Below are 26,749 nucleotides of genomic sequence, written 5' to 3'. Positions count from 1 at the left end.
GTCGGAGAAAAACAAGGGAGGACAACATGGCTGATCTCACCCTCAGGAACGTCAAGAAGGCTTACGGCAACCTCTACACGCTTCACGGCATCGACCTCGACATCCAGTCCGGCGAGTTCATCGTCTTCGTCGGACCGTCCGGCTGCGGCAAGTCCACGCTGCTGCGCACCATAGCTGGACTGGAGGAGATCACCTCGGGAGAACTGAAGATCGCGGGCGAAGTCGTCAACGACGTGCCGCCGTCGAAGCGCGGCATCGCCATGGTGTTCCAGTCCTACGCGCTCTATCCACACATGACCGTCTACGACAACATGGCCTTCTCCATGCGCATCGCCCGCGAAAGCAAGGAGGAGATCGACAAGCGCGTCAAGAACGCCGCCGAGATCCTGCAACTGACCAAGCTGCTCGACCGCCTGCCCAAGGCGATGTCCGGCGGCCAGCGCCAGCGCGTCGCCATCGGCCGCGCAATCGTGCGCAACCCGAAAGTCTTCCTGTTCGACGAGCCGCTGTCGAATCTCGACGCCGCCCTGCGCGTCGCCACCCGCATCGAGATCGCCAAGCTCAAGGAATCGATGCCGAACACGACGATGATCTACGTTACCCACGACCAGGTCGAGGCGATGACGCTGGCCGACCGCATCGTCGTGCTCAAGGAGGGGCGCATCGAGCAGGTCGGCACACCGATGGAGCTCTACAAACACCCCGGCAACCTGTTCGTCGCCCAGTTCATCGGCTCGCCTGCCATGAACATCCTGCCGGCGACGCTGAGCAAGCCGGGCCTGCCGTCGCAGGTCGACGTCTTCGGCCGCAAGATCAGCGTGCCGGTGTCGACGCCCGCCGAGAGTGTCGGCTCCACCATCAGCTTCGGGGTGCGCCCGGAGGATCTTTCGCAGGCGGCCGGCGACAGTTTCCTGTTCGAGGGCCTGGTCGATTACATCGAGCAGCTTGGCGAGGTGCAACTGGTCTATCTCGACATCGGCCGTCCGAACGAACCGATCGTGGCGAAGCTGCCCGGCAATGCCGACATCAAGCGCGGCTCGACGCTCAGGCTTTCCGCCGACCCCGGCGACCTGCATATCTTCGACGCCAGTGGTTTGTCTTTCGCGCGTCCGCGCGTCGAGGCGAAGGCTGCCTGACCCCTCCTCCCGTCTGGCGCCTTTGCGGCGGGCTCCCGAGAGGGAGCCCGCCTGCTATTTGCCGTTGGTCCGGCAATGGAGGCTGTTTTTTTAAGCCGCGCTCGCCTCGCGCCCGCCGATGGCCGGCGTGACGGCATGGACCTCGCCGACCAGAAAGACCTCCATGGCTTCGCCACGGCCGCGCAGCATGTGCGTCCCTGAAGGGATCGTTTCGAAGCGCTCGTCGAGCCGCGACGCCGTCTCGGCGGAAATGGCGATGGCCGTCGTGGCATTGGGCGTGAGCACCTTGCCCAGCCCTTGCAGCCTCTGGCTGACATTCACCGTGTCGCCGATGATCGTGTAGTTGACGCGGTCGGAGGCGCCGATATTGCCGACGATGACGGAGCCCGTATGGATGCCGATGCGCACCCTGAGCGCCGTCCGGCCTTCCGCCGCCGCCAGCCGGTTGTCTGCCTCCAGTTCCTCGCGGATCACGGCGGCGGCGCGCACGGCCGCTGCCGCATGTCCCTTCAGATGGTCGGGCGCGCCGAAGAAGGCCATCATGCCGTCGCCCAAAAACTTGTCGACCGTGCCGCCTTCGGCGTCGACGGCGCGGCACAGGATGGCGAAATGGCGGTTGAGCAGTTTCGCCGCCTCGGCCGCGCCCATGCGCTCCGAGAGCGCCGTGAAGTCGGCGATATCGGTGAACATGACGGTGACCATCGCTTCGCGCGATTCGACGACGCCGATCTCGCCGCTGCGGACGAGTTTTGCGACGAGCGAGCGCGGGATATACGTTGAGAAAGCGCGCAGGCCGATCAGCATGGCGTTGAAGGCCGAGGCCTGGTCGTCGATTTCCAGCACCCGGCTGCGCGGCAGCGGCGTCAGCCCGTCGAGGTCGAAGTTGGCAACGCGCGTCGCCTGGCCGGCGATCGCCTTGATGGGGCGGGATAGTCGCCTGCCGAGCAGGATCGCGACGATGACCGCCGCCGCCATCGCGGCCAGTCCCAGCATCGCGGACCCGACGACGCGCTCGATCTCGCTGCCGATCTGGCTGGACCTGAAATACGCGCCGATCGTCCAGGGCCGCTCGCCATAGCCGGTAATCTCGCGGGTGATGGCGATATAGGTGGATTCGTCGGTCCACCATTCGGACGAATCCCGGTCGCCGTCCAGGTCGATCTCCGCCAGTTCCACGTCGCGGGTGCGGCGCGCGTCGAACTGGTCCTCCACCTTGCGCTTGGGATAGGCGGCCAGTACCGGGTCGCCGAAGGCGGCTAGCGGCATCAGCGGCATGATGCCGCCTTTCGGCGTGGCGGGATCGGCCAGCCGCGGGTCGGCCAGGACGCGGTCGTCGCCGTCGAGGATGAAGGCATGCGTGCCGAAGCGGGTGGAAAGCTGCTGCGTGATCTCGGAAAGTTTTTGCAGTTCCACCGCCGCGATCACCCAGCCCTGCGTCGCGCCGTCCCGGGACAACGGCACCGATACCTGGGCGAACAGGCCGTGCTCGTTGTTCACGAAAGCGCCCCAGCGGCGGCCGTCGACCTTGCGGCGCTGCTCCAGCGCGGCCAGTGTCTGCGGCGCCTTCTCGGCCTCGGGGGCAAATCGCCGGATCGTCCCCGGCGCGTCACCGCCCATGCTGCGCGAGACACCCCGGCAGACCATGTCCGGCGTGCAGATCAGCATGGCTGTGGCTTGCGGCGTGGCCGAAAGCGCCCCGGCGAGTGCCGCCGCCGTCGCATCCTCGTCGTCGATCCGGAACTCGCCCTGCGCGTAGAGCTGGGCGATCCCGTCGACCGCGCTTTCTGGGCGGCCCATCTCGGTGCGCAGCGAATCCTCCATGGCGTCGACGAGCAGCGTCGACTGCGCGCCGAGCAGGTCGAAGGTGTTGCGGACATTGGCGCCGACGGTCAGCGCCAGCACGCCGCCGATCGACAGCAGGATCAGCGTGCCAAAACTCAGCGCCATGATGACGGAGACGGAGACGCGCCGCCGCCGGTCCGTGGGACGCTGCAGGCGTACCGGTTGAGTCGAGGTGCTCATACGCGTCAATGTCGTCATGAAACAGGCAAATGCAAGTCCGCCACCCGAAGGCGGCGGAAATCAGCCAACGGGGGAGGGCCGCGGATCAGCCGAGGAATGTGTCGTAGAGCAGCTTCAGGTTCAGCACCACGATGATCGCCGCTACGATCCAGGCCAGTATGGACACCCAGGCGGGGACGGTGAAGATGCCCATCTTGTTGCGGTCGGCGACGAAGTAGACCAGCGGGATGACGGCGAAGGGAAGCTGCATCGACAGGATCACCTGGCTGAGCACCAGCAGATGGGCGGTGCCGCTCTCGCCGTAGAGCGCCGTGACGATCACCACCGGGACGATGGCGATGCCGCGCGTCAAGAGCCGCCGCGCCAGATGCGGCAGGCGCAGCCGCAAAAAGCCTTCCATGACGATCTGGCCGGCGAGCGTCGCCGTGATCGTCGAATTGAGGCCCGACGCCAGCAATGCCACCGCGAACAGCGTCGAGGCGATGCCGAGGCCCAGCATCGGCGACAGAAGCTCGTGCGCCTGGCCGATTTCGGCGATGTCGGTGCGGCCGTTCTCGTGGAAGACGGCGGCCGCCACGATCAGGATCGCGGCGTTGATGAACAGCGCCAGCATCAGGGCGATGGTGGAATCGGTGGTCGCCCATTTGATGGCGTCGCGCTTGCCCGCGTCGGTGCGCGGATAGGCGCGGGTCTGCACGATCGAGGAGTGCAGGTAGAGATTGTGCGGCATGACGGTGGCACCGAGGATGCCGATGGCGATGTAGAGCATTGCCGGATTGGTGACGACTTCCGACGACGGGATGAAGCCGCGCAGGACCGCCGCGACGGGCGGCGCGGCGGCGACGATCTGCACGAGGAAACAGACGGCAATGACGATCAGCAGGGCGATGACGAAGGCTTCGAGGTAGCGGAAGCCGCGGTTCATCAGGAGCAGCAGCAGGAAGGCGTCGAGTGCCGCGATCAGCGCGCCGCCGATCAGCGGGATGCCGAACAGAAGCTGCAGCGCGATTGCCGTGCCGATGACTTCGGCAAGGTCGCAAGCGATGATGGCGAGTTCGCAGGCAAACCACAGCGCGTAGTTGACGGGCCTCGGGAAACTGTCCCGGCAGGCCTGTGCGAGGTCGCGGCCGGTAACGATGCCGAGGCGCGCGGCTAGCGCCTGCAAGAGGATCGCCATCAGGTTCGAAATCAGGATGACGCAGAGCAGCGTGTAGCCGAACTGCGAACCGCCGGCGAGGTCGGTCGCCCAGTTGCCGGGGTCCATGTAGCCGACCGATACCATGTAGCCCGGGCCGGCAAACGCCAGGAGCTTGCGCATCCACGAGCCGCCGATGGGCACGGCGATCGACGAATTCACCTCCGGCAGGCTCGCCCTGTCCGCGACCCGCGCATACCCCCAGGCCGGCGCCGGGAGGAGGTCGTTATTCGTCGTGATATCGGTCATTTCGAACCCTTGCCGCAGAGATGGCGCTTGCCGTCCCTTATCTGTGTCAAGTCTCAACATTATGCAATAGGCTATATTACATTTATCAGGCTACGCCCTCGCATCGCGGGCCGGATGGCGGTCTGGGGAAAGATCGGCGGCGCGCAATATTCCGCCCGACCGAAAATGAAAGTCTGTGCTATGATTCAAAGTTCTGAAAACGAACGCCGACGGAGAATCGACGATTGCCGGAAAGACGCCGCCCGAGACCACGTCAGCAGCCGCTGCCCGACGCCGAAGCGCATTCCGAGGGTTTTCGTCAATCGCGCGAAGCGCGCCGCTCTTCGCTGGTCGAGGACTATGTCGAACTGATCGCCGACCTGATCGAGGACGGCAATGAAGCCCGGCAGGTCGACATCGCGGCGCGGCTCGGCGTCGCCCAGCCGACGGTCGCAAAAATGCTAGCGCGGCTCTCGGCCGAGGGCCTGGTGACGCGAAAACCATATCGCGGCGTGTTCCTGACCGAAGTCGGCCGCAAGATCGCGCAGGACAGCCGCGCCCGCCACGAGACGGTCGAGGCCTTCCTGTGTTCGCTCGGCGTCAGCGCCGAGACCGCCCGCATCGACGCCGAGGGCATCGAGCACCATGTCAGCGCCGAGACGCTGGAAGCCTTTCGCAAGGCGCTGGCGAAATCGCGTTGAGCAGGTCCGCCGACGCCGGTTGACGAAGCCGGCGCGCGGCGTCAAACATCCGCCACCGTCCACGGAAGGGCGGAGCCAACAAGCAGCAAGGGCGGAAGCGCGACATGCAGAAAGCCGAAATCGGCCTGATCGGCCTTGGCGTCATGGGATCGAACTTGGCGCTCAACATCGCCGAGAAGGGCCATCGCATCGCCGTCTACAACCGGACGACGTCACGCACCCACGAATTCGCTGAAGAAGCCGGGCCGCTCCGCGACATGGTCGTGCCCTGCGACACGATCGAGGCGCTGGCCGAAGCGATAGAGCCGCCCCGCCCGGTGATCATCATGACCCAGGCCGGCAAGCCGGTGGACGAGCAGATCGCGCTGCTGCGCGGCGTGCTGTCGGCGAACGACATCATCATCGACGCCGGCAACGCCAATTTCCGCGATACGATGCGCCGCTTCAACGAGTTGGACGGCACCGGCCTGACTTTCATCGGCATGGGCGTGTCAGGCGGCGAGGAGGGCGCGCGCCACGGCCCGTCCATCATGGCCGGCGGCACGGAGCAATCCTTCAAGCGCATCGAAAAAGTGCTGCTCGACATTTCGGCCAAGTACAAGGGCGAACCCTGCGCGGCCTGGCTCGGGCCGAACGGCGCCGGACATTTCGTGAAAACCATCCACAACGGCATCGAATATGCCGACATGCAGATGATCGCCGAGATCTACGGCATTTTCCGCGATGGGCTGGGCCTGTCGGCCGGCGAGTGCAGCGAGATCTTCAAGACCTGGAACAAGGGCAGGCTGGAATCCTACCTGATCGAGATTTCCGGCATCGTGCTCGGTGCGACCGATCCGATCACCGGCAAGCCGATGGTCGACATGATCGTCGACAAGGCCGGGCAGAAAGGCACCGGCAAGTGGTCGGTGATCGAGGCGCAGAACATGGGCGTGCCGGCCACCGGCATCGAGGCGGCAGTGGCCGCGCGCAGCCTGTCGTCTTTCAAGGCGCAACGCGAAAAGGCCGAGACGATTCTTGGGCTGCCCGCCGCCGGCCAGATCAAGTCGCTGGACCGCAAGCAACTGATCGCCGATCTCGAACTGGCGCTGCTCGCCGGCAAGATCGGCGCCTATGCGCAGGGTTTCGCGGTGATGGCGGAGGCGTCGAAGGAGTTCGGCTGGAACCTGCCGATGCCGACCATCGCCCAGATCTGGCGCGCCGGCTGCATCATCCGTTCGCAGTTCCTCGACGACATCACCTCGGCGTTCCGCGCAGCACCCGATGCCGACAATCTGGTGATCACGCCGGCATTCGCGGAGCGGCTCAAGGAAACCGACGGAGCGCTTCGCCGCACCGTGTCGGCTGCCGTTCTCAATGGCCTGGCGGTGCCGGCACTCGCCTCGGCGCTCGGCTATTTCGACAGCTATCGCCGCGGCCGCGGCACGGCCAACCTCATCCAGGCGCAGCGCGACTTTTTTGGCGCGCACGGCTTTGACCGCGTGGACGGTGTCGACAAGCATCATGGGCCGTGGGGCAGCGGGCTTGCCGATTTCGCGTGAGATTCGCTTTATCCGGGAAGTAGGCTGCCAACCGCCGATCGAGGTGTCGAGCGTAGCGCCTCGGCCTCGGCCGGCACGGCCAGGCTCCGCACGCCTTTCGCGTCCTTGCCCTTGATTGTGCCTAGCAGGGAGCGAGCAGGCTCGCGCCCGGTAACACTTTTTTGCCGTCGAGAGTCGGTTTGGCGTCGATAAGCTTGACGGCCACGACGTGTATCGCGGCTGTCATGAACCGGCGCGCCCGCCGGAAATCTTCACGGAAATAGTCTTGACGGAGAGCGGCCGTGAAGTGGTGTTGAACCCGATGAAAACTGGACCGAGCATCGCTGCGGGCAACTTGACAACGCAGAGCGACCCGATCGGAAACGGCTCGTTCTCCACCAACTCGGCTGGCGGCGACGCGAGTTCCTTATGCGCCGCCGAACTGCCGCCGAACTTGCCGATCAATGCGCCGGGGCGGCACGTCGCCAGGATCAGTGAAGTAGCGGGTACCGTCGCACCGGCTAGGCCGTCGGGCTTGCAGGCGGGCAAGACGCTGTCCAGAGTCTTCCATTCGCCTGTCGCCTCGAACTTGAGATGCGTGGCATCGGCCACCGAATCCAGCGCGCACAGCCAGGGTGCATCGAGCTCTACGTCGTCTTTCTTGAACTCGTGCAGTACGACCCAGTTCATTTGCATTGCCTCATCAGGCCCACCTTGGGCTTAACCTTTCCGGCGTCGGCCTCCGCCAGTTCGACCACGACCAGGCAGTTGTCCCCGGCGGCCGGGCAGAATGAGCCCAGTATTCTCACCGACGCAACGACAACCGTCTTGCCGTCGCAGATGGCACGGGACTCGCCGACGGCGATCGTCTCCCCGCCGACCTGCCGTCTGTCGATAACGAGTGACACGGGCGATTTGCCGGCTTCCAATTCCTTGCCGGTGAGCTTGATGACATCCGAATCCTTGACTTCTTCACCCTTGACGACGGCTTTCGGCAGATATGCCAGGGCGTTGTCATCCACCGGCAGCACCAGATCGCCGGCCTTGAGCGCTTCACCGTACTTGATGTCGCGTATCGCCTCCAGTTCAGTGCGGGGGAGCGATGCGGCGACGCAGACCGCGCCGATAATGACAGCGGCCAAATAGAGTCCGAGGGCGAGCAGCCGTATCATTAGGCTTTGGGGTGCTCGTAGTAGACGCTGGCGGTATTCAGCGGTTGGCTCGCCAGCTTGAGGCCCTCCCAGAGCGCCCGCTCGGCCTGAAGTGTTGCCGGCTTCGGCTGGCGCATGACTTTCGTGAGCGCGTCTATGTGATACATGTCGATTGCCGCCCTGACCATCTCGCCGAACACAAGCTGACTTTGGACGACCAGATTGTACAGGAAGTACAGCACCGGCGGCGACAGGAGTCCGATCGCGAGGAACAGCCACGGCGCGTTGCCCTCCAGGGCGAGCAGCGGCAGCCAGACAAGCGGAATGCTCAGAGCCAGGACGAAGGTCAAAGCGGCAAAGTTCACCTGAGACTGGGCGTCGCCGAGACCTTGCATGAACGCACCTTCCCTCTCGGGCATTACCAGCTGGATGCGCGTCCAAAGGTAGTCGAAGTCCACGCCGTAGACATCCTCGCTGTAGCGCTCGACGTTGCGTCTTGCATCGCCCACGCTGGTAGGCAGCAGGTCGATGCGGTGGCCGCGCGAGGTCAAGCGCCGGAACCGATACTCCGCTTCCAGCCGGACAGCCTGGATCTTGAAGATCAATTCGGCCTTTGCTTTCTCCAGCGCAACGCTGTTCGCCTTCTCCGCGTGGCCGTCGGGCAAGTCGGTGGCGTTCTTCTTGAGAGCCTCGATCATGGAGTCGATGGCAGTTTGGGCCTTGTCGACGTTCGGCCAGAGCCCCGACAGCGCGTTCAGCTTCGATACGGCGTCGTCAATCAGATCCTTCCGCCCCGCGGACGGAGGGGCGAGGGCGTTTCCTGAGTCTGCGGCCGTGTGGATCGCATCGATCTTCTCATTCTCCATCTGCTCGAAGCTGTTGCGCATCAACTTTATGCTCTCCAGCTTGCCGGCATATGCCCGCCATTCGGTCTCCCGATCCATCCTGAGCAGATCGTGCAGCCAGTCTGGAAGCGCGCTTCCATCGAGCAGGTCGCGCACCATCTGTGTGAAGGGCGAAACCGTGTAGGCGAACACGATCAAGCCGAAGAACGCCACCATGGTCAGCGACGCAGTCTGGCTGAGGCTTTCCGTTACCCAATCCTTGATCGCGAAGCGCCCGGGGTAGGCGAGCGACGTGACGATGAGATGCACCGCGGCGACCAGGGCGACAGGGAGGAAACTCGCGAACCAGAACGAACGCGAAAAGTAGCCTTGGACCGTTGTGAGTATGGAATTGAACATCGACGTCACGGGTCGACTTGGCTGTTATCGGTCGGGCATCGGCCCTTTCTAAGCTGGTATGTGTACCAGGCGTGGGTCTTGTTCTTCCTGCATACGTGCACGCTTGCCCCGGCGCGAAGTGGCCCGGCTCGCGATTCGGCATCGGTCAGGATCAGGGCGGTTTCGCCATAGTGGGAGATCGTCAGGACGGCGAAGGCAGCATGCGCATCGGCCAGGACTTTTTCGGCTTCGGTGAAGTCGCGCACCGTGGCGATTGCCGCGCCGGACCCATCATCACCTTCGAGTCTGACAGTTTCGTAGGACGGAGAAACTTCGCTGATAGTCTTGTTTTGCCCACCCCTGATCGCCTCTACCAATGTATCGGCATCGATAACCTTCGCGCTACCCGCGAAATCGACCAGAAGCGCCGAGCGACCGCCTCTGGTCATGGCTTGCAGCGCATCCTGAAGCGTCAGGTCGGTGGTAATTCTGGGTATCTCGACGAAATCCATAGGATTGCTCCCTTTTATTTCTGTACAGAAGTATTTCACCGAGTGGCTGGCGACGCAATAGAGAAGTCATTTCGACAGGAGCTTGCGGGGACCCGCGATCTTCTGGAGTGTCGCGCTTTCAGTATACCGGACACGGCCGCCACGTTGGTCGTGACGGGGCGCGGAATGACGCGTGCGGCCGCTACCGCGCCTCCACCGTCGTCGGCACCGCCAGCGTCTGCAGCGATCCCGGGGCGGCGCCGCCGATCCAGCCGAGGACGGAGCGGGCGAGTTCCGCGCCGGCCAGGCGGAAATTCTCATTGACCACCAGCAGTTGCGGCCGGAACAGGTGCAGCAGGTCGGATGACTGCTTCGACACGACGTCGACGTCGCGGCCGAGCGTCAGGCCGGCGTCCTCGATGCCGGCGACGATTGCCAGCGTCGCGGCCGCGGCGCTGCTCACGAACCCGTCAGGCCGGTCGCTGCGCCGCATGATCTGGGCGGTCCGGGTCCTGATCTGATCCAAGGTGTTGTCGATAGACACGGTGTTGAACGGCACTTCCGTGGCCCCGACCTCGTTGACGGCATCGACGAAGCCGTTCACGGCGTGGCGGTGATACGTCAGGCCAAGCGGTGGCGCCAGCAGGGCCAGCCTGCGGCGGCCGTTGGCGGCCAGCCGGCGCACGGCGATCGCCGCGAAGGCGTGGTTGTCGAAATCGTGATACGGGTGCACCAGCCCCATGTCGGTGCGGCCATGCGTTGCGAACGGCATGCCGTGTTCGAGCAGGTAGCGGGCGCGCGCGTCGTTGGGTTCGGTGCGCGAGATGATGAGCCCGTCGGCGGATCCGGTCTCCACCACGTAGCGTACCGGCTCCAGCGAATCGTTGCTGCGTGAATAGGGCGTGACGATCAGGTGGTAGGGCGTGTCGGCGATCACTTCGGAAATGCCGTAGATGATGTCCGAGACGAAGCTCATGATCTGCTGGTCGGTGTCCAGCACCAGGCTGATGACATTGGTCTTGCCGGTGCGCAGGCGAACGCCGGCGCGGTTCGGCCGGTAGCCGACCTGCCGCGCGACCAGGCGCACGCGCTTCTTGGTCTCCTCGCCGATGTCGGGCGCGTCCTTCAGGGCGCGCGACACGGTGGTGACACCCAGCCCGGTCATGAAGGCGATGGTCTTCAGCGTCGGGCGAGAAGCCTCGCCCGCCCGTTCCTCCGCTCGCCTCTGCCTGTCATCCCCGTCCATCGAGCCCGCCTATCAGCCCGGCGGCCAAACGACAATTGCCGCGCACTCCGCCGGAAGCCTCTCCGGCAACCGACGGCGTTCGATAAACTGAAACGTTACAGTTTTCAACACTCATACAAATGGCGACGAGATACCAGGGGTTTAGCTGCCGGCGCCGATCGGTCGCGAGGACACAAGCGAATGCCGTGCGGGGTCCTCCCTCGCTCCGAAGAGGCGGAAAAAAGCTATGATAGTGCGGTGCAGCACGTAAATGCGGCGATGCACCACCACCCCTCAGGACACGAAATAATTCGAAGATCGAAAAAAATGCACTGGCGCGGCTGTCATGGGTTGCGCCGTCCGGATAAATCCCATATTGAAAAACTGTAACGTTTCAGTTCAGGGAGGAATGCCGATGCGTTATGGACTTTACCGAGCCGCGCTGACGGCCGGCGCCGCACTTTTCGCAATTGCCCCGGCCTCGGCCACCGATCTCGAAGTCACCCACTGGTGGACTTCGGGCGGCGAGGCGGCCGCGGTCGCCGAATTCGCCAAGGCGTTCGACGCCACCGGCAACAAATGGGTCGACGGCGCCATCGCCGGGGGCGGCAACACCGCGCGTCCGGTCATGGTGAGCCGCATCACCGGCGGCGACCCGATGGCCGCTACTCAGTTCAACCATGGCCGCCAGGCGGAGGAACTCGTCGAGGCGGGCCTGATGCGCGACCTCACCGATCTCGCCACCAAGGAGAAATGGGCTGAGATCGTCCGCCCCAAGAGCCTGCTCGACGGCTGCACGCTCGATGGCAAGATCTATTGCGCGCCGATCAACATCCACTCCTGGCAGTGGCTGTGGCTTTCCAATGCGGCTTTCGAGAAGGCCGGGGTTCCCGTTCCGAAAAACTGGGACGAGTTCGTCGCCGCCGCGCCGGCGCTCGAAAAGGTCGGAATCATCCCGCTCGCCGTCGGCGGCCAGCCCTGGCAGAACTCCGGCGCCTTCAACGTGCTGATCCCGGCCATCGCCGGCAAGGAAGTCTTCCTGAAGGTCTACCAGGACAAAGATGCGACGGTTGCGGCCGGGCCGGAGATCGCCAAGGTGTTCAAGGCCGCCGACGACGCCCGCAAGATGGCCGCGAAGTCGAACATCCAGGACTGGAACCAGGCGACCAATCTCGTCATCACCGGCCAGGCCGGCGGCCAGATCATGGGCGACTGGGCGCAGGGCGAGTTCCAGGTCGCCGGCCAGGTCGCCGGCAAGGACTATACTTGTCTACCGGGCCTCGGCGTCAACGAGCTGATCTCGACCGACGGCGACGCATTCTACTTCCCGAAGCTCGACGATGAGGAGAAGAGCAAGGCGCAGGAAGTGCTCGCGTCGACCATGCTCAACCCGCAGGTGCAGGTTGCCTTCAACCTGAAGAAGGGCTCCGTGCCGGTGCGCGGCGACGTCGATCTCGCCGCCGCCAACGACTGCATGAAGAAGGGCCTCGACATCCTGGCCAAGGGCAACGTCATCCCCGCTGTCAACCAGTTGAACACCGAGGACACCAACAACCAGCTCAACGACCTGTTCGTCGAGTTCTTCAAGACGCCGTCGCTGACGCCCGAGGAAGCGCAGAAGCGTTACGTCGCCATCATCGAGGCTGCCGACTAGTCGAAACCGAATCCGGCGGACCGGTCCGTGACGCGGGCCGGTCCGCCTTCGCGCAGCCGGAGCACGAGATGAGCATAAGCGAGAGCGCGGTCGCGCGCCGTCCCAGTCAGTTGTTCAGGAATCTCAACGCCAAGATCGCGTCGATACCGATGATCCTGACCGCGCTGGTCATTTTTGTCGGCGGCACACTCTGGACCGTCCTCTACTCCTTCACCAATTCCAAGCTGCTGCCGCGGCTCAATTTTGTCGGGCTCGACCAGTATGAGCGGCTGTGGTCGACGCCGCGCTGGCTGACTTCGATCGAGAACCTCATCACTTATGGTGTGCTTTCGCTGGTCTTCTCGCTGACGATCGGATTCCTGCTCGCGGCGCTGCTCGACCAGAAGATCCGCTTCGAAAACGCCTTCCGGACGATCTTCCTTTACCCCTTCGCGCTGTCCTTCATCGTCACCGGCCTGATCTGGCAGTGGATTCTCAATCCCGACTTTGGTGTGCAGCACATCGTGCGCAGCCTCGGCTGGGAAAGCTTCGTCTTCAATCCGCTCTACGATCAGGACATCGTCATCTACGGCATCCTGATCGCCGGGCTGTGGCAGGGCACGGGCCTCGTCATGTGCCTGATGCTGGCCGGCCTGCGCGGCATCGACGAGGACATCTGGAAGGCCGCGCGCGTCGACGGCATTCCGATGTGGAAGACCTACCTGTTCATCGTCATCCCGATGATGCGGCCGGTCTTCATCACCACGCTGGTCATCATCGCCTCCGGCATTGTGCGCCTCTACGACCTTGTTGTCGCGCAGACCAGCGGCGGTCCCGGCCACGCCTCCGAGGTGCCGGCGAAATATGTCTACGACTACATGTTCGCCGCGCAGAATCTCGGCCAGGGTTTTGCCGCCTCGACCATGATGCTGGTGACGGTCGGCATCATCATCGTACCGTGGGCCTATCTCGAATTCGGACGGAGGCGGTAACATGTCGAACCCCGCCACGCTTGCCGCGGCCGTCGCCGGAGCGGATGCCGTCGCCGGCAGCCTCAGCGGCCCGCACGGTCCTCGCCCGCGCGTCACTTTTTCCCGGCGCAACATCATCATCTACGGCACGCTGACCGTCGTGGCGCTTTACTATCTGCTGCCGCTCTATGTGATGATCGTCACCTCGCTGAAGGGCATGCCGGAAATCCGTGTCGGCAATGTCTTCGCGCCGCCGCTCGAGGTCACCTTCGAGCCCTGGGTCAAAGCCTGGGCGACGGCTTGCACCGGTTTGAACTGCGACGGCCTCAGCAGGGGCTTCTGGAATTCGGTGCGCATCACCGTGCCGTCGGTGATCGTGTCGATCGCCATCGCCTCGGTGAACGGATACGCGCTGGCGAATTGGCGCTTCAAGGGCGCCGACATCTTCTTCACCATCCTTATCGTCGGTGCCTTCATCCCCTATCAGGTGATGATCTATCCGATCGTCATCGTGCTGCGCGAGATCGGTCTCTACGGCTCGCTCAGCGGCCTGGTCATCGTCCATTCGATCTTCGGCATGCCGATCCTGACGCTGCTCTTCCGCAACTATTTCGCCTCGCTGCCGGAGGAGCTGTTCAAGGCTGCCCGCGTCGACGGCGCCGGTTTCTGGGGCATCTACTTAAAGATCATGATGCCGATGTCGCTGCCGATCTTCGTGGTGGCCATGATCCTTCAGGTCACCGGCATCTGGAACGATTTTCTGTTCGGCGTGGTCTACACCAAGCCGGACACCTATCCGATGACCGTCCAGCTCAACAACATCGTCAACTCGGTCCAGGGCGTGAAGGAGTACAACGTCAATATGGCAGCGACACTCATCACCGGCCTGGTGCCGCTGATCGTCTATTTCGTCTCTGGAAAACTGTTCGTGCGCGGCATCGCCGCCGGCGCGGTGAAAGGCTGAGGCGATGACGAGTGTTCTAGTCAAGGACGTTACGCTCAACTTCGGCGCTGTCGAGGTGCTGAAGGCGCTCAATCTCGACGTGGCCGAGGGCGAGTTCATCGTGCTGCTCGGGCCGTCCGGCTGCGGAAAATCCACGCTGCTCAATTGCATCGCCGGCCTGCTCGACGTGTCGGCCGGGCAGATCTTCATCAATGGCAAGAACGTCACCTGGGAGGAACCGAAGGACCGCGGCATCGGCATGGTGTTCCAGTCCTATGCGCTCTATCCGCAGATGTCGGTCGAGGGGAACCTCTCCTTCGGCCTGAAGAATGCCGGCCTGCCGAAGGACGAGATCGCCAAGCGCATCGCGCGCGCCGCCTCCATCCTGCAGATCGAACCGCTTTTGCAGCGCAGGCCCTCGGCGCTGTCCGGCGGCCAGCGCCAGCGCGTCGCCATCGGCCGTGCCCTGGTGCGCGACGTCGATGTGTTCCTGTTCGATGAGCCGTTGTCGAACCTGGACGCAAAATTGCGCTCGGAACTGCGGGTCGAGATCAAGCGGCTGCACCAGACGCTCGGCAATACGATGATCTACGTCACCCACGACCAGATCGAGGCTATGACGCTGGCCGACCGCATCGCGGTAATGCGAAACGGCCTGATCCAGCAGCTTGACCGGCCGCAGGCGATCTACACCAAGCCGGTGAACCGGTTCGTCGCCGGCTTCATCGGCTCGCCGGGCATGAATTTCGTTGACGGCCGGCTGGAAGCCCGTGACGGCAAGCCGTGGTTCGCCGCTGATGGCATCGCCATCCCGCTCGCCACCTATGCCTTCGAACCCGGCGGCTTCGAGCCGCGACCCGCGGTGTTCGGCATGCGGCCGGAGCATGTGGGGATGAATTCCGGCGCCGACTGGCCCTTCAGCGCCAAGGCCACGGTCGAGGTGGTCGAGCCGATGGGTTCGGACACGCTGGTGTGGACGCGGCTCGGCGGCCAGAATTTCACGGTGCGGGTCACCTCCGAGCGAGCGCCCGCGACCGGCGACCAGGTGACCATCGGCTTCGACCCGCTGCGCGCCTCGATCTTCGACCAGGTGAGCGGAGTGCGGCTCTGACCCTCCGGAATTGTCTCTACATCATGGGAAAACATCTATGACTTGGTCTTTCCAACTCTACAGCGCCCGCAATTTTCAGCCTTGGCCGGACGTACTCAAAGCGCTGGCCGACCTCGGCTACAAGAATGTCGAGGGCTTTGGCGGCCTCTACGAGAACTCACTCGGCTTGCGCAGCGAACTCGACAAGGTCGGCCTCGCCATGCCGAGCGGGCATTTTTCGCTCGACCAGCTTGAGGATTATGGCTTTTCCTTCCGTGTGGCGCGCAATCTCGATATGCAGCTCGTCGCCTGCCCGCACATCGCGGCCGACCGGCGCCCGAACGATGCCGCCGGCTGGCGCGCCTTCGGCGAGCGGCTGGCCGCGGCTGGAAAGCCGTTCCAGAACGACGGCATAGCCTTCGCCTGGCACAATCACGACTTCGAATTCCAGCCGCTGGCCGACGGCTCGCTGCCCATGACCCACATCCTGGAGGCCGCGCCCGGCATCGGCTGGGAGATGGACGTTGCCTGGGTAATCCGCGGTGGCGCCGACCCGCAGAAGTGGATCGCCGACTATGCCGACCGGATCGTTGCCGTCCACGTCAAGGACATCGCACCCGCTAGCCAGAACGCCAATGAGGACGGCTGGGCCGATGTCGGGCATGGAACGGTCGACTGGAAGGGACTTGTCTCGACGCTGAAGGCCAAGACGCCGGCGAAGTTTTATGTGATGGAACACGACAATCCGAGCGATTTCCGGCGCTTCGCCAGCAGGTCGATCGCCTCGGCGAAGGCATATTGAGGGAACTTTGGAAATGGCAAAGAGACTGGGAGTAGGGGTGATCGGCTGCGGGAACATCTCCGCCGCCTATTTCTCGCTCGCGCCGCTCTTCCGCGGCATCAAGATGAAGGCCTGCGCCGACATCAACATGGACGCCGCGAATGCGCGCGCAAAGGAGTTCGACGTTCGCGCCGAGACGGTCGAGAACCTGCTCAAGGCCGACGACATCGACATCATCGTCAACCTGACGATCCCCGCCGTGCACCACGCGGTGTCGAGCGAGATCCTCGACGCCGGCAAGCATGTCTATTCGGAAAAGCCCTTCGTGCTGACGCTGAAGGAAGGGCAGGACCTGAAGGCCCGCGCCGCCAAGAAGAATTTGCGCATCGGCTCGGCGCCGGACACGTTCCTCGGCGGTTCGCACCAGCTTGTCCGCAACATCATCGACACCGGCAAGGTCGGAAAAATCACCAGCGGCACCGCTTACGTGATGAGCCACGGCATGGAGCACTGGCATCCCAACCCCGACTTCTTCTTCCAGCCGGGCGCGGGCCCGGTGCTGGATGTCGGGCCGTATTACGTCACCAACCTGATCCAGTTGATCGGCCCGGTGAAGCGTGTCGCCGCCATCTCTTCGACGCCGGCGCCCGAGCGCACCATCACTTCGAAACCGCGTTTCGGCGAGAAGGTAAAGGTGGAGACGCCGACCACGATCCACGCGCTGCTGGAATTCGCAAGCGGCGCGGTGATCACGCTGAACGCCAGTTGGGATGTGTGGAATCACAGTCACCAGCCGATGGAGCTTTATGGCGAGGAAGGCACGATCCACGTGCCCGATCCCAACTTCTTCGGCGGCAACGTCACCTATACAAAACAGTCGTCGGCTGTGAAGAAGATGCCGAAATGGGAGCATCCGCTCGGCGTGCCCAATCAGAAGCATTCGATGGGCATGATGGCCAACTACCGGACCATCGGCCTGGCCGACATGGCGGTGGCAATCGAAGAGGGCCGCCCGCACCGCTGCTCGATGGAACTGGCGCTGCATGCGGTCGAGGTGATGACCGGCATCCTGAAGGCCGGCGAGATCGGAAAATTCGTCGAGATGACGACGACCTGCGAACGGCCGGAAGCGCTCGGGCCGAAGGACGCAAAGGCGCTGATGGCGAAGAAGAAATAGTTTTGGCCGATCGCGACGGGTTATTCAACGCGTCGCGATCGGCTAATAAGGTGCGTCCTTCGAGGCTCGCCTGCACAGGTTAGCGGACACTTTCGACGATCGTGCGGGCTCGCACCTCAGGATGAGGACCGTCGGTGAAACTCGCTCGATTTGAGACGTCGAGCTTGAGTTTATTCGGCCAGGCGGTCGGAACCGGCCTTGCCGACCGGTGGTCGGCGCCATCGGTCCTCATCCTGAGGTGCGAGCCCGCACCATCGGGAGAAAGCTGGCTGCAAACCTTGGCGGGCGAGCCTCGAAGGACGCACCGATAATTCTGACTGTTGAGGATTCTCCATGGCTTATTCCCCCGCCGCCGACCGTTACAAATCCATGCGCTACAACCGCTGCGGAAAATCCGGCCTAAAACTGCCGGCGATCTCGCTCGGCCTCTGGCACAATTTCGGCGACGATACGCCGATGAAGACCAAGCGCGCCATCTGCCACAAGGCCTTCGACCTCGGCATCACGCATTTCGACCTCGCCAACAATTACGGCCCGCCTCCCGGTTCCGCCGAGGTCGCCTTCGGCGAGATACTGCGCAGCGACTTTTCCGGCCTGCGCGACCAGATGATCATCTCGACCAAGGCCGGCTACGACATGTGGCCGGGGCCGTATGGCGAGTGGGGCAGCCGCAAATACGTGCTGGCCAGCCTCGACCAGAGCCTGAAGCGCATGGGCCTCGACTATGTCGACATTTTTTACTCGCACCGCTTCGACCCGGAGACGCCGCTGGAAGAGACGATGATGGCGCTGGACCATGCCGTCCGCTCCGGCAAGGCCCTCTACGCCGGCATCTCGTCCTATAATTCGCAGCGCACCCGCGAGGCGGCAAGCATCCTGCGCGAACTCGGCACGCCGCTGCTCATCCACCAGCCCAGCTATTCGATGATCAATCGCTGGGTCGAGGAAGACGGCCTGCTTGATACGCTCGACGGGCTGGGCGTCGGCTCCATCGTCTTCTCGCCGCTGGCGCAAGGCATGCTGACGACCAAATATCTGGACGGCATCCCGGAGGGCAGCCGCGCCAGCCAGGGCAAGTCGCTTCGCCCGTCCTTCATCAACGAGCAGACGGTAACCAACATCCGCGCGCTGAACGGCATCGCCGAGAAGCGCGGCCAGACGCTGGCGCATATGGCGCTGGCCTGGGTGCTACGCGGCGGCCGGGTGACCACGGCGCTGATCGGTGCCAGCCGGCCCGAGCAGGTCGAGGATTGCGTCGGCGCGCTGAACAATCTCGATTTCACCGACGCGGAACTTGCCGAGATCGACAGCTACGCCAGGGACGCCGACATCAACCTGTGGGCCACGTCGGCGGAGCGAAAAGGGCCGGCGAGGAAGTAAGCTTGATGATTAAAAATCCGATACTGCCCGGCTTCAATCCCGATCCGTCGATCTGCCGGGTCGGATCGGACTATTACATCGCAACCTCCACCTTCGAGTGGTATCCCGGCGTCCAGATCCATCACTCGACCGATCTCGTGAACTGGCGGCTGGTGAAGCGGCCGCTGGAGCGCGCCAGCCAGCTCGACATGCGCGGCAATCCGGATTCCGGCGGCATCTGGGCGCCGTGCCTGTCCTACGCCGACGGTTTGTTCTGGCTGGTCTACACCGACGTCAAGCGGCTCGACGGCAATTTTAAGGACACGCACAACTACATAGTCACTGCGCCCGCGATCGAAGGGCCGTGGTCCGATCCGGTCTACGTCAATTCGAGCGGCTTCGATCCGTCGCTGTTCCATGACGACGACGGAAAAAAATGGTTCCTCAACATGGTGTGGAACCACGTCTCGCACGGCGTCGGCGGGCAGCCGAAACATCCGTCCTTCGCCGGCATCCTGAGCCAGGAATATGACGCCAAGGCGGGAAAACTGGTTGGCCCGGTCGAGAACATTTTTCTCGGCAGCCCGCACGGGCTGGTCGAGGGGCCGCATCTCTTTAAGCGCAACGGTTGGTATTATCTGACGACCGCCGAGGGCGGCACCGGCTACGATCATGCCGTCACCATGGCGCGGTCGCGGTCGTTGCACGGCCCTTACGAGTTGCATCCCGACACGCATCTGATCACCTCCAAGGATGCCTCGCAGGCGGCACTGCAGCGCGCCGGTCACGGCCAGATCGTCGAGACGCCCGACGGCGAAGTTTTTCACACGCATCTTACCTCGCGGCCGCTTGCCGGGCTGCGCCGCTCGCCGCTGGGCCGCGAGACGGCGATCCAGAAATGCGTCTGGGGCGATGACGGCTGGCTGCGGCTGGAACAGGGCGGCCAAGTGCCGGAGGTCGAGGTGCCGGCGCCGGCCGGCGTCGCTCTGTCCGCGCCCGAGCCGTCGCCGCCCCGCCGCGACTTCGATGAAACAAACCTGCCGATCGAGTTCCAGTGGTTGCGCACACCCTATCCGGAGCGCATCTTTTCGCTCACCGAGCGTCCCGGACATCTCAGGCTGTTCGCCCGCGAATCGATCGGCAGTTTTTTCGAGCAGGCGCTGGTCGCTCGCCGTCACGAGCATTTTGCCTTCCGCGCCGAAACGTCGGTCGAGTTCCAGCCGACAACCTTTCAGCAAGCGGCGGGCTTGGTGCTCTACTACAATCGACACAAGTTCCACTTCCTCGCCGTGACGCACGTCCCGAAGCAGGGCAGGGTGCTGATGGTCATGAGCTGTCTTGGCGACTGGCCAGACGGTCGGCTGACTTTTTCGCTCGCCGAGCCGATCCCGCTTCCGGGCGGGACGCCGGTGCGCCTCGCCGCCGACGTCGATCATGCGCGGCTGGTCTTTTCCTACGATGCCGGCGATGGCTGGAAGACGCTTGCGCCGGAACTCGACGCCAGCATCGTTTCCGACGAGGCCGGGCGCGGCGAGCACGGCTCCTTCACCGGCGCCTTCGTCGGCATGATGGCCTTCGACACCAGCGGCGCCGGGATGCCGGCTGATTTCGATTATTTCCACTATTTGCCGGCCTGAATATCGAGACCGGAAACGGCAGGCCATGGCAGCCGTCGCAAAGCGGCTGTGCATCTCTTTAGCCGGCTTTGGATGCCCGTCTCATGCTCGGTTTCACTTCCTGCATCTTGCACAGGCGAGCAGAATGCCCGGATAGCCTTTCGTCGATGTGTCGCCGAGCTCATGCATCCTGATGGTCATGTCACCCTCATCGAATGCCGATTTGAGCGCCGCGCGCAGGTCTTCTTCCCCGATGCGCGGGCTGGGAAAGGTCTGCCCGCCGACCAGATAGCCATGACAGTTCCAGAGCGCTGCCGTCATCAATGTGCCGCCCGGCCGCACGAGTCCGATGATGCGCTGCATAAAGGTGAACCATTGGTCTTTCGATCCCGTAGCCGAATCCGCGCAGTAGGCGCTTACGACCATGCCGTATTGCCGGCGCAAATGTCTGCCGAGCGGGTTCGCCTGACGAAGGTCGCAGCGAAACAGCTTGCGCGTCTTTTGCCGGACCAGCCATTCTCGCATGTCGATATCGGCGTCGGTCGGTCGCACAATGCCTTCGCATTGCAGCGTGTATCTGACGAAAGGCCGCCAGTCATGCGCGCCATCCTCCTGGCGCAGCCAGCGGCGGATCTCGTCGAGATTTGCTTCCAGATACTCGCCGAGGTGAATCTCCGAAGCGGCCTCGCCCGCCAGGAAGACGTGATGCAGGGCGGGACCGACCCCAAAGAACAGGATCGGTTCGTAAGATTTCGACCCGCCCATTGCCTCGACGAAGAACGCGATGGTCTCCCGTTCGTCCTGCGCGATGCAATCATAATACTCCTCGAGATATGCATCCGGTCTCCAGTCGGCGTCGAACGAGGCATAGGCAGGCTCGTCCGCCTGCAGGAAAAAAGTCCTCACCAGCCGCGCCAGGCCGTATTCATAGGCGGCCGCGCCGAGGTTGGCGCCGCCCAGGAATATGATCGCTTCGTTGGACGAGATGGTCTCGGTCAGGATGGCCGCGCCGAACGCTCCGACATAATAAGGCGCCTCCTTGGCGAGTTCGAAGCAGACATAACCCGTATCGGCTGCGATCCTGCGGGCGAGCCGGCTGTCGCTTCTTGCTGCCACAAGGTCGTGCACGGCCTTCGACAGGATGCTGGAACTCGTGCCGGTCTCGCGTATCAGCCGCCAGTTCGCCGCAAGATTGACCCGCAATCCCGCACCCCAGACCAGATAGGTCAGCGCGAGGAAGACGATGAGCTGAATGCGATTCGCGCCGGCCAACATGCCGGACACGAGCAGGCTCGCCCCGGCGACCGTGGCGAGCACGTCAAGGGCGTAGGTCGAGGCCACGGTCGCCAGGCCCGAAATCAGCCAGCTTTTGGTCCGGGCGTAGCCCGCCGGGATTCTGAGGAAGATCAATTCTGACGCGCTCTCCTGTCGCCGGCCGAAGATCCGGCCGGTTCGCCTCCGCACCCTCGCGCCGTGCGGTTTGTTCGCGCGCGCTCACCGGCATAGCTCGGCCCGAGCGCGTGCAATCCTCCGCGATTGGCTTCGCGGACGAAGAAGGTCTGGGCGTGAGCGGCGAGGGACGTTCCCGGACGGTAGATTTTCCTCGCCTGGGGAACAATTGCCGTTATGTTAGGCTGAGCATGACTTCACGTTGGGGCGGGTGTTGATGAGCCGCCGACTTCCGTCGCTCAATGCGCTCAAGGCGTTCGAAGCGGCCGCACGCCATCAAAGCCTCACCGCCGCCGCGAACGAGCTGTCCGTCACGCACGCGTCCGTGAGCCGGCATGTCCGCGCGCTGGAGGAATGGCTCGGCACCGATCTGTTCACGCGCGGCGCACGCGGCGTTGCCTTGACGCCGGAAGGCAGGCGGTTGGGCGAGGCGTTGGTGCAACCCTTCGACAGGATCGCGGTCGCCCTGAAGGATGTCGGGAAAGGCAGCCAGTCGAAAGGCCTCAGGATTTCGGTCGAGCCCGCCATTGCCTCTCGCTGGCTGGTCCCGCGGCTCGGCCGCTTCAAGGACCGGTATCCGGATGTCGAGCTTGCCATCGTGCCAAGCACCGAACTGGTCGACTTCGCCGCCGGGGAAGCGGATTTCGGCATCCGCTACGGGCCGGGTGCCTGGGCGGGTGTCGAGGCCGTCAAGCTCACGGATTCATGGAGCTTCCCCGTCTGCGCGCCGAGCTTCCTGGCCGCTTACGAACCCGGCCGGCCGTTTGATATGGCGTCGTGTCCGCTGCTTGTGGAGCGCAACAAGCAATGGTGGATCGATTGGCTGGCCGGCGCCGGTCTGGCACGCATCACGGACTGGAACGTGACCGTGTTCGAGGCCCATCTCGCGATCGAGGCCGCGGAGGCGGGGCAGGGTTTTGCCCTGGGAGATTTCATGCTGGTGACCGACGCCCTGGTCGCCGGCCGTCTCGTCCGCCCGTTCGCGTTGGAGCAGAAGGAAGAGTGGGGCTATTACCTCGTCCATGCCAGGGACATGCCGGCAACCCGCCGATCCCAGGCGTTCCAGCAGTGGCTGATCAGCGAGGTGGAGGATACCATCGCGCTTTTTTCGGCGCACAAACTTTCCATATCGCCGTCGAGCTATCTCGCGATCCGAACCGTTCCGGCATCCTAGTTGGACTGGTTCTGGTCCTGTATCGGCGCGCAGTCCTGTCCGACACATTCAATCTCTGCCTGCGCAGGGGCGGGCGGGGCGCAGTCCTCACCCTCGCATTCCTTCGTCTCCCGGCCCTGGTCCTGCATGCAGTTCTGGCCTTCGCAGGACACCGCCGGCACGTCCTCGGCGAAGGCCGGCAGGCTCAGGCAGGCGAGCAGGGCGCAAATAGCAGCGGCGCGGATCATGATCGGTCCTCCGGACAATGCGCGGCACCATAAAGCCGTCCCGTCACTTTCCTGCGAACGCGGCCATGGCAATTTTAACGGAAAACGATGTTTTTCGTCGCCGAGGCCGCCGCATCAGCCTTGCGCCAGTCCCCACCCGCACGGCCGTCCTGCCGATCAGGCGCGAAGCAGCAGCGGGCAACCGGCCGTCACTTGATGATGACGACGACGTAACGCTTCTTGTAATACTGATAGTAGGTCGTGCCGCAGCGCCATACGGTGACGCCTCCAACCCTGGTACGCACGCAACCCTTGGGCAGCGTCGTGACGTAAGTGGTGGTGCGCACCACCGCCGCCTGTGCCTCGGTGACCAGCGGCAGTCCGCTGATGTCGGCTGCGATGAGGGCAAACCCGAAGCCTGCGGCGCAGAGCCAGCGATAGACGCGATGTCCCATATTCATTCCCCTTGCCGGCAGCCGCCGGATATCGAGCTGAGCCTATTTCTGGTGGGTTTCGATGACCTTTTGGCAGGCGGGCGACAGCTTGTCCTTCTGCTTGGCCAGGCACTCCAGCACGCGCCCGCCGCCGGGCATGACGCCGGAGCAGAATTTCTGGTAGTCGGCCTTGCAGGCGGCCTGTTCGGCGGCGGTCTGGGCCATGACATCGCCGGCGGCCATTGCAAACAAAACGATAGCGGCAATTTTTGCGGCGCGCATCGATCCACCCCGAGAAAGTCGTTTTACTTGACTGCCAAAACAACGGCCAGTCAAGTTAAAGCGTCTCTGTCCCGCCACCGTTGTTTTTCTTCGAAGCCGTAGGTTATCCACTCGAGGCGTTCTACCGCGCGGTCGACCAACCGAACCAGATGGCGACAGCCGCCAGCAGTGCCGAGAGTACCCGTCGGGCGACGCGTTCGCGGCGCAGATCGTTGAGGAACGGCTCCAGCGTGCCGGCCAGAAGCACGATCGCCGCATGCACCGCCGTCGCCACGGCCACATAGACGGCTGTCAGCGTCAAGGTCTGCGGCAGCAGCGGTTTTGCCGCGTCGATGAAAGTCCGCAGCACGGCGACATAGAAGACGGCCGCCTTGGGGTTGAGCAGATTGGTTGTTAGCCCTCGCCGGAAATAGCGGCCATGGTCCTGCCCGGCCGCTACGACGTCTGTGCCGGAGGTCCAGCCTTCCCAGGCGAGATACAGCAGGAACAACACCCCCGCCCAGCGCAGTCCCTCGTAAAGCAGCGTCGAGGCCTGGATGATCTCCGCCACACCGAACGCCGCCACCAGCCCGACAATGCCGAGCCCGAGCGCCACTCCGGCCACAGTAGCGAAGCCGGCGCGCCGTCCGTCGCTCGCCGCCACCAACGCCAGATAGGTCATGTTGGGACCGGGCGTCAGCTCGATCAGGAAAGAGGCGAGAGTGAAGGAGAGCAGCGTCGGCAGGTCGACCGGCAACTCAATGCGCCTCGTCCCAATTGTCCGCCGCGCGCGCATCGACCTTCAGCGGCACGGCCAGCGACACGGCCGGCATCGCCGCTTGCTCCATCACATGCTGGATCACCGGCAGCGTGCGGGCCACCTCTTCGTCGGCGGTCTCGAAGATCAGTTCGTCATGCACTTGCAGCAGCATACGGGCCGACAGCCCGGCCTTTTCCAGCGCGTCGTCCATGCGCACCATGGCGCGGCGGATGATGTCTGCCGCAGAGCCCTGGATCGGCGCGTTGATCGACGCCCGCTCGTTGAAGGCGCGCACCGACGGGTTCGGCGACCGGATTTCGGGATAATGCGCCTTCCGCCCAAAAATCGTCTCGACATAACCCTTGTCGCGGCAGAAGGCCTTTGTGGAATCCATATAGCCCTTGATGCCGGGGAAGCGCTCGAAATATTTGCGTATATAGTCTCCGGCCTCCTCGCGCGGGATCGACAGTTGGTTGGCGAGGCCGAAGGCCGAGATGCCGTAGATGATGCCGAAATTGATCGCCTTGGCGCGCCGCCGCACTTCGGACGGCATGCCTTCCACCGGCACGTTGAACATTTCCGACGCCGTCATCGCGTGGATATCGATGCCGTCGGCGAACGCCTGCCTGAGTTGCGGGATGTCGGCGACATGCGCAAGCACGCGCAGCTCGATCTGCGAATAGTCCGCCGAGATCAGCTTGTTGCCCTTGTCGGCGATGAAGGCGGTGCGGATCTTTCGCCCCTCCGCGGTGCGGATCGGGATGTTCTGGAGATTGGGTTCCGACGATGAGAGCCGCCCAGTCGTGGTTGCCGCCATCGCGTAGGACGTGTGGACGCGCTTGGTGTCGGGATGCACATAGCCGGGCAGGGCGTCGGTGTAGGTGGATTTCAGCTTGGTCAATTGCCGCCAGTCGACGATCTTTCGCGGCAGTTCGTGGCCTTCGGCTGCGAGGTCTTCCAGCACCTGCGCGGAGGTCGACCATTGCCCGGTCTTGGTCTTCGAGCCGCCAGCAAAACCCATGCGGCCGAACAGGATGTCGCCGAGCTGTTTGGGCGAGCCGATGGTGAAGCGCTCGCCGGCGAGCTGGTAGATCTCGTCCTCGATCGCCGCGGCGCGCTGCGCCAGTTCGCCCGAGAGCCGTGACAGGATCTGCCGGTCGATCGAGATGCCGTGCTGTTCCATGCGCGCCAGAACCCGCACCAGCGGCCGCTCCAGCCGCTCGTAGACCGACACCATGCCTTCGGCGACAAGCCGTGGCTTCAGCGCAAGCCAGAAGCGCAGCGTAACGTCGGCGTCCTCGGCGGCGTAGGCCGTGGCGCGGTCGAGCGGCACATAGTCGAAGGTCACCTGCGCCTTGCCGCTGCCGGTCACCTCCTTGAACGAGATCGTCTTGTGGCCGAGCAGCCGCTCCGCCAGCGCGTCCATATTGTGGTTGGCGACGCCGGCGTCGAGCACATAGGACATCAGCATCGTGTCGTCATAGGGCGCAATGTCGACGCCGTAGCGCTGCAGGATGACGAGATCGTATTTGACGTTCTGCAGCACTTTCAGGACCGAGCGGTCCTCCATCAGCGGCTTGATGATCGCCATCGCCTCGCGCACGGGAATCTGGCCTTCCACCATGCCGCCGCCGAGCAGGTCGCCGGAGCCGGACTTGTGGATCAGCGGTATGTAGGCCGCATAACCCGGCCGGATCGCCAGCGAGAAGCCGACAAGCTCAGCCTGCATCGGGTCGAGCGAGGTCGATTCCGTATCGACCGCGACGACGCCCGCCGCCTGCGCCTCCGCCACCCAGGCGCGCAAAATGTCGGCGTCGCGGATGCAGGTATAGGCGGTCGTGTCGATCTTTTGCGCCGCGGCCGCTTCGGTGCGCAAAGCGGCGAGGGTTTTTGGTGTCGCACACCCCTCTGCCCTGCCGGGCATCTCCCCCTCAAGGGGGGAGATCGGCAGCTTCGAGGTCGGCGACTGGCCAATCTCCCCCCTTGAAGGGGAGATGCCCGGC

Annotated in this window: 25 protein-coding genes; 12 read left to right on the top strand and 13 right to left on the bottom strand. The window is 63.8% G+C overall.

From position 1 onward, the window contains the following. Positions 1-26 precede the first annotated feature (26 nt). A complete protein-coding gene (locus tag ACH196_RS25950) occupies positions 27-1,136 on the top strand; it encodes an ABC transporter ATP-binding protein (protein WP_396649821.1) in 1,110 nt (369 codons plus the stop codon). 90 nt (positions 1,137-1,226) lie between these two features. On the opposite strand, the gene ACH196_RS25945 is transcribed toward ACH196_RS25950, so the two are convergent. After that, on the bottom strand, positions 1,227-3,158 hold the full coding sequence (locus ACH196_RS25945) for an adenylate/guanylate cyclase domain-containing protein (RefSeq protein WP_396649820.1): 1,932 nt from the start codon (positions 3,156-3,158) through the stop codon (positions 1,227-1,229). An 85-nt stretch (positions 3,159-3,243) separates the two neighbouring features. Continuing rightward, entirely contained in the window at positions 3,244-4,602 is a 1,359-nt protein-coding gene (locus ACH196_RS25940; RefSeq protein ID WP_396649819.1) for an Nramp family divalent metal transporter, read from the bottom strand. A 224-nt stretch (positions 4,603-4,826) separates the two neighbouring features. On the opposite strand from ACH196_RS25940, the gene mntR reads away from it, so the two are divergent. Beyond that, the gene (gene mntR / locus ACH196_RS25935; RefSeq protein ID WP_396649818.1) at positions 4,827-5,282 is read left to right on the top strand and encodes a manganese-binding transcriptional regulator MntR; all 456 of its coding nucleotides are present in this window, start codon (positions 4,827-4,829) and stop codon (positions 5,280-5,282) included. A 104-nt stretch (positions 5,283-5,386) separates the two neighbouring features. Next, positions 5,387-6,823: an NADP-dependent phosphogluconate dehydrogenase gene (gene gndA, locus ACH196_RS25930; RefSeq protein ID WP_396649817.1), complete on the top strand. Its 1,437-nt coding sequence runs from the start codon at positions 5,387-5,389 to the stop codon at positions 6,821-6,823. A 222-nt stretch (positions 6,824-7,045) separates the two neighbouring features. On the opposite strand, the gene ACH196_RS25925 is transcribed toward gndA, so the two are convergent. The 5 genes from ACH196_RS25925 to ACH196_RS25905 form a co-directional block, all read right to left on the bottom strand. After that, entirely contained in the window at positions 7,046-7,492 is a 447-nt protein-coding gene (locus tag ACH196_RS25925; RefSeq protein WP_396649816.1) for a hypothetical protein, read from the bottom strand. Further along, complete coding sequence (locus tag ACH196_RS25920; protein ID WP_396649815.1) at positions 7,489-7,974, bottom strand: hypothetical protein; 486 nt, start codon at positions 7,972-7,974, stop codon at positions 7,489-7,491. The genes ACH196_RS25925 and ACH196_RS25920 overlap by 4 nt, the downstream gene beginning before the upstream one ends. Further along, positions 7,974-9,206: a hypothetical protein gene (locus ACH196_RS25915; RefSeq protein WP_396649814.1), complete on the bottom strand. Its 1,233-nt coding sequence runs from the start codon at positions 9,204-9,206 to the stop codon at positions 7,974-7,976. The genes ACH196_RS25920 and ACH196_RS25915 overlap by 1 nt, the downstream gene beginning before the upstream one ends. After that, entirely contained in the window at positions 9,203-9,688 is a 486-nt protein-coding gene (locus ACH196_RS25910; protein WP_396649813.1) for a hypothetical protein, read from the bottom strand. The genes ACH196_RS25915 and ACH196_RS25910 overlap by 4 nt, the downstream gene beginning before the upstream one ends. Positions 9,689-9,869: 181 nt before the next feature. Next, positions 9,870-10,913, bottom strand: coding sequence for a LacI family transcriptional regulator (locus ACH196_RS25905; protein WP_396649812.1), 1,044 nt, complete (start codon positions 10,911-10,913; stop codon positions 9,870-9,872). A 394-nt stretch (positions 10,914-11,307) separates the two neighbouring features. Here ACH196_RS25905 and ACH196_RS25900 point away from each other — a divergent pair, with 394 nt between their 5' ends. The 8 genes from ACH196_RS25900 (at position 11,308) to ACH196_RS25865 (ending at position 20,483) form a co-directional block, all read left to right on the top strand. Then, a complete protein-coding gene (locus ACH196_RS25900; RefSeq protein WP_396649811.1) occupies positions 11,308-12,546 on the top strand; it encodes an ABC transporter substrate-binding protein in 1,239 nt (412 codons plus the stop codon). Positions 12,547-12,614: 68 nt separating this feature from the next. Next, positions 12,615-13,517, top strand: a complete 903-nt coding sequence (locus ACH196_RS25895) for a carbohydrate ABC transporter permease (RefSeq protein WP_396649810.1) — start codon at positions 12,615-12,617, stop codon at positions 13,515-13,517. 1 nt (position 13,518) lies between these two features. After that, positions 13,519-14,460 carry a carbohydrate ABC transporter permease gene (locus tag ACH196_RS25890; RefSeq protein ID WP_396649809.1) on the top strand — a complete coding sequence of 314 codons (942 nt, stop codon included), beginning with the start codon at positions 13,519-13,521 and terminating at the stop codon, positions 14,458-14,460. A 4-nt stretch (positions 14,461-14,464) separates the two neighbouring features. After that, complete coding sequence (locus tag ACH196_RS25885) at positions 14,465-15,550, top strand: ABC transporter ATP-binding protein (RefSeq protein ID WP_396649808.1); 1,086 nt, start codon at positions 14,465-14,467, stop codon at positions 15,548-15,550. 37 nt (positions 15,551-15,587) lie between these two features. Then, entirely contained in the window at positions 15,588-16,331 is a 744-nt protein-coding gene (locus ACH196_RS25880; protein WP_396649807.1) for a sugar phosphate isomerase/epimerase family protein, read from the top strand. Positions 16,332-16,344: 13 nt separating this feature from the next. After that, on the top strand, positions 16,345-17,487 hold the full coding sequence (locus ACH196_RS25875; RefSeq protein ID WP_396649806.1) for a Gfo/Idh/MocA family protein: 1,143 nt from the start codon (positions 16,345-16,347) through the stop codon (positions 17,485-17,487). Between the two features lie 333 nt (positions 17,488-17,820). Then, complete coding sequence (mgrA, locus tag ACH196_RS25870; protein ID WP_396649805.1) at positions 17,821-18,867, top strand: L-glyceraldehyde 3-phosphate reductase; 1,047 nt, start codon at positions 17,821-17,823, stop codon at positions 18,865-18,867. 5 nt (positions 18,868-18,872) lie between these two features. Next, a complete protein-coding gene (locus ACH196_RS25865) occupies positions 18,873-20,483 on the top strand; it encodes a glycoside hydrolase family 43 protein (RefSeq protein ID WP_396649804.1) in 1,611 nt (536 codons plus the stop codon). A gap of 93 nt (positions 20,484-20,576) precedes the next feature. Here the strand turns inward: ACH196_RS25865 and gntF are convergent, their stop codons facing one another. Next, the gene (gene gntF / locus ACH196_RS25860) at positions 20,577-21,872 is read right to left on the bottom strand and encodes a guanitoxin biosynthesis pre-guanitoxin forming N-methyltransferase GntF (protein WP_396649803.1); all 1,296 of its coding nucleotides are present in this window, start codon (positions 21,870-21,872) and stop codon (positions 20,577-20,579) included. A gap of 250 nt (positions 21,873-22,122) precedes the next feature. On the opposite strand from gntF, the gene gcvA reads away from it, so the two are divergent. Then, complete coding sequence (gene gcvA / locus ACH196_RS25855) at positions 22,123-23,085, top strand: transcriptional regulator GcvA (RefSeq protein WP_396649856.1); 963 nt, start codon at positions 22,123-22,125, stop codon at positions 23,083-23,085. Here gcvA and ACH196_RS25850 read toward each other — a convergent pair. From ACH196_RS25850 to polA, 5 genes are all read right to left on the bottom strand, one after another. Continuing rightward, positions 23,082-23,312, bottom strand: a complete 231-nt coding sequence (locus ACH196_RS25850) for a hypothetical protein (RefSeq protein ID WP_396649802.1) — start codon at positions 23,310-23,312, stop codon at positions 23,082-23,084. The two genes, gcvA and ACH196_RS25850, sit on opposite strands and share 4 nt — an antisense overlap. Before the next feature lie 188 nt (positions 23,313-23,500). Further along, positions 23,501-23,752, bottom strand: a complete 252-nt coding sequence (locus ACH196_RS25845) for a hypothetical protein (protein ID WP_396649801.1) — start codon at positions 23,750-23,752, stop codon at positions 23,501-23,503. 36 nt (positions 23,753-23,788) lie between these two features. Continuing rightward, the gene (locus ACH196_RS25840; protein ID WP_396649800.1) at positions 23,789-23,950 is read right to left on the bottom strand and encodes a cysteine rich repeat-containing protein; all 162 of its coding nucleotides are present in this window, start codon (positions 23,948-23,950) and stop codon (positions 23,789-23,791) included. A 178-nt stretch (positions 23,951-24,128) separates the two neighbouring features. Further along, a complete protein-coding gene (locus ACH196_RS25835) occupies positions 24,129-24,743 on the bottom strand; it encodes a LysE family translocator (protein ID WP_396649799.1) in 615 nt (204 codons plus the stop codon). Between the two features lies 1 nt (position 24,744). Beyond that, the coding region (gene polA / locus ACH196_RS25830; protein ID WP_396649798.1) for a DNA polymerase I at positions 24,745-26,749 on the bottom strand (2,005 nt) is incomplete at its 5' end.

It is taken from the genome of Mesorhizobium sp. IMUNJ 23232 (assembly GCF_044326205.1).
GTDB lineage: Bacteria > Pseudomonadota > Alphaproteobacteria > Rhizobiales > Rhizobiaceae > Kumtagia.
Note: the sequence above shows the minus strand (reverse complement) of the source record. Positions and strands in the feature narration are given on the sequence as shown.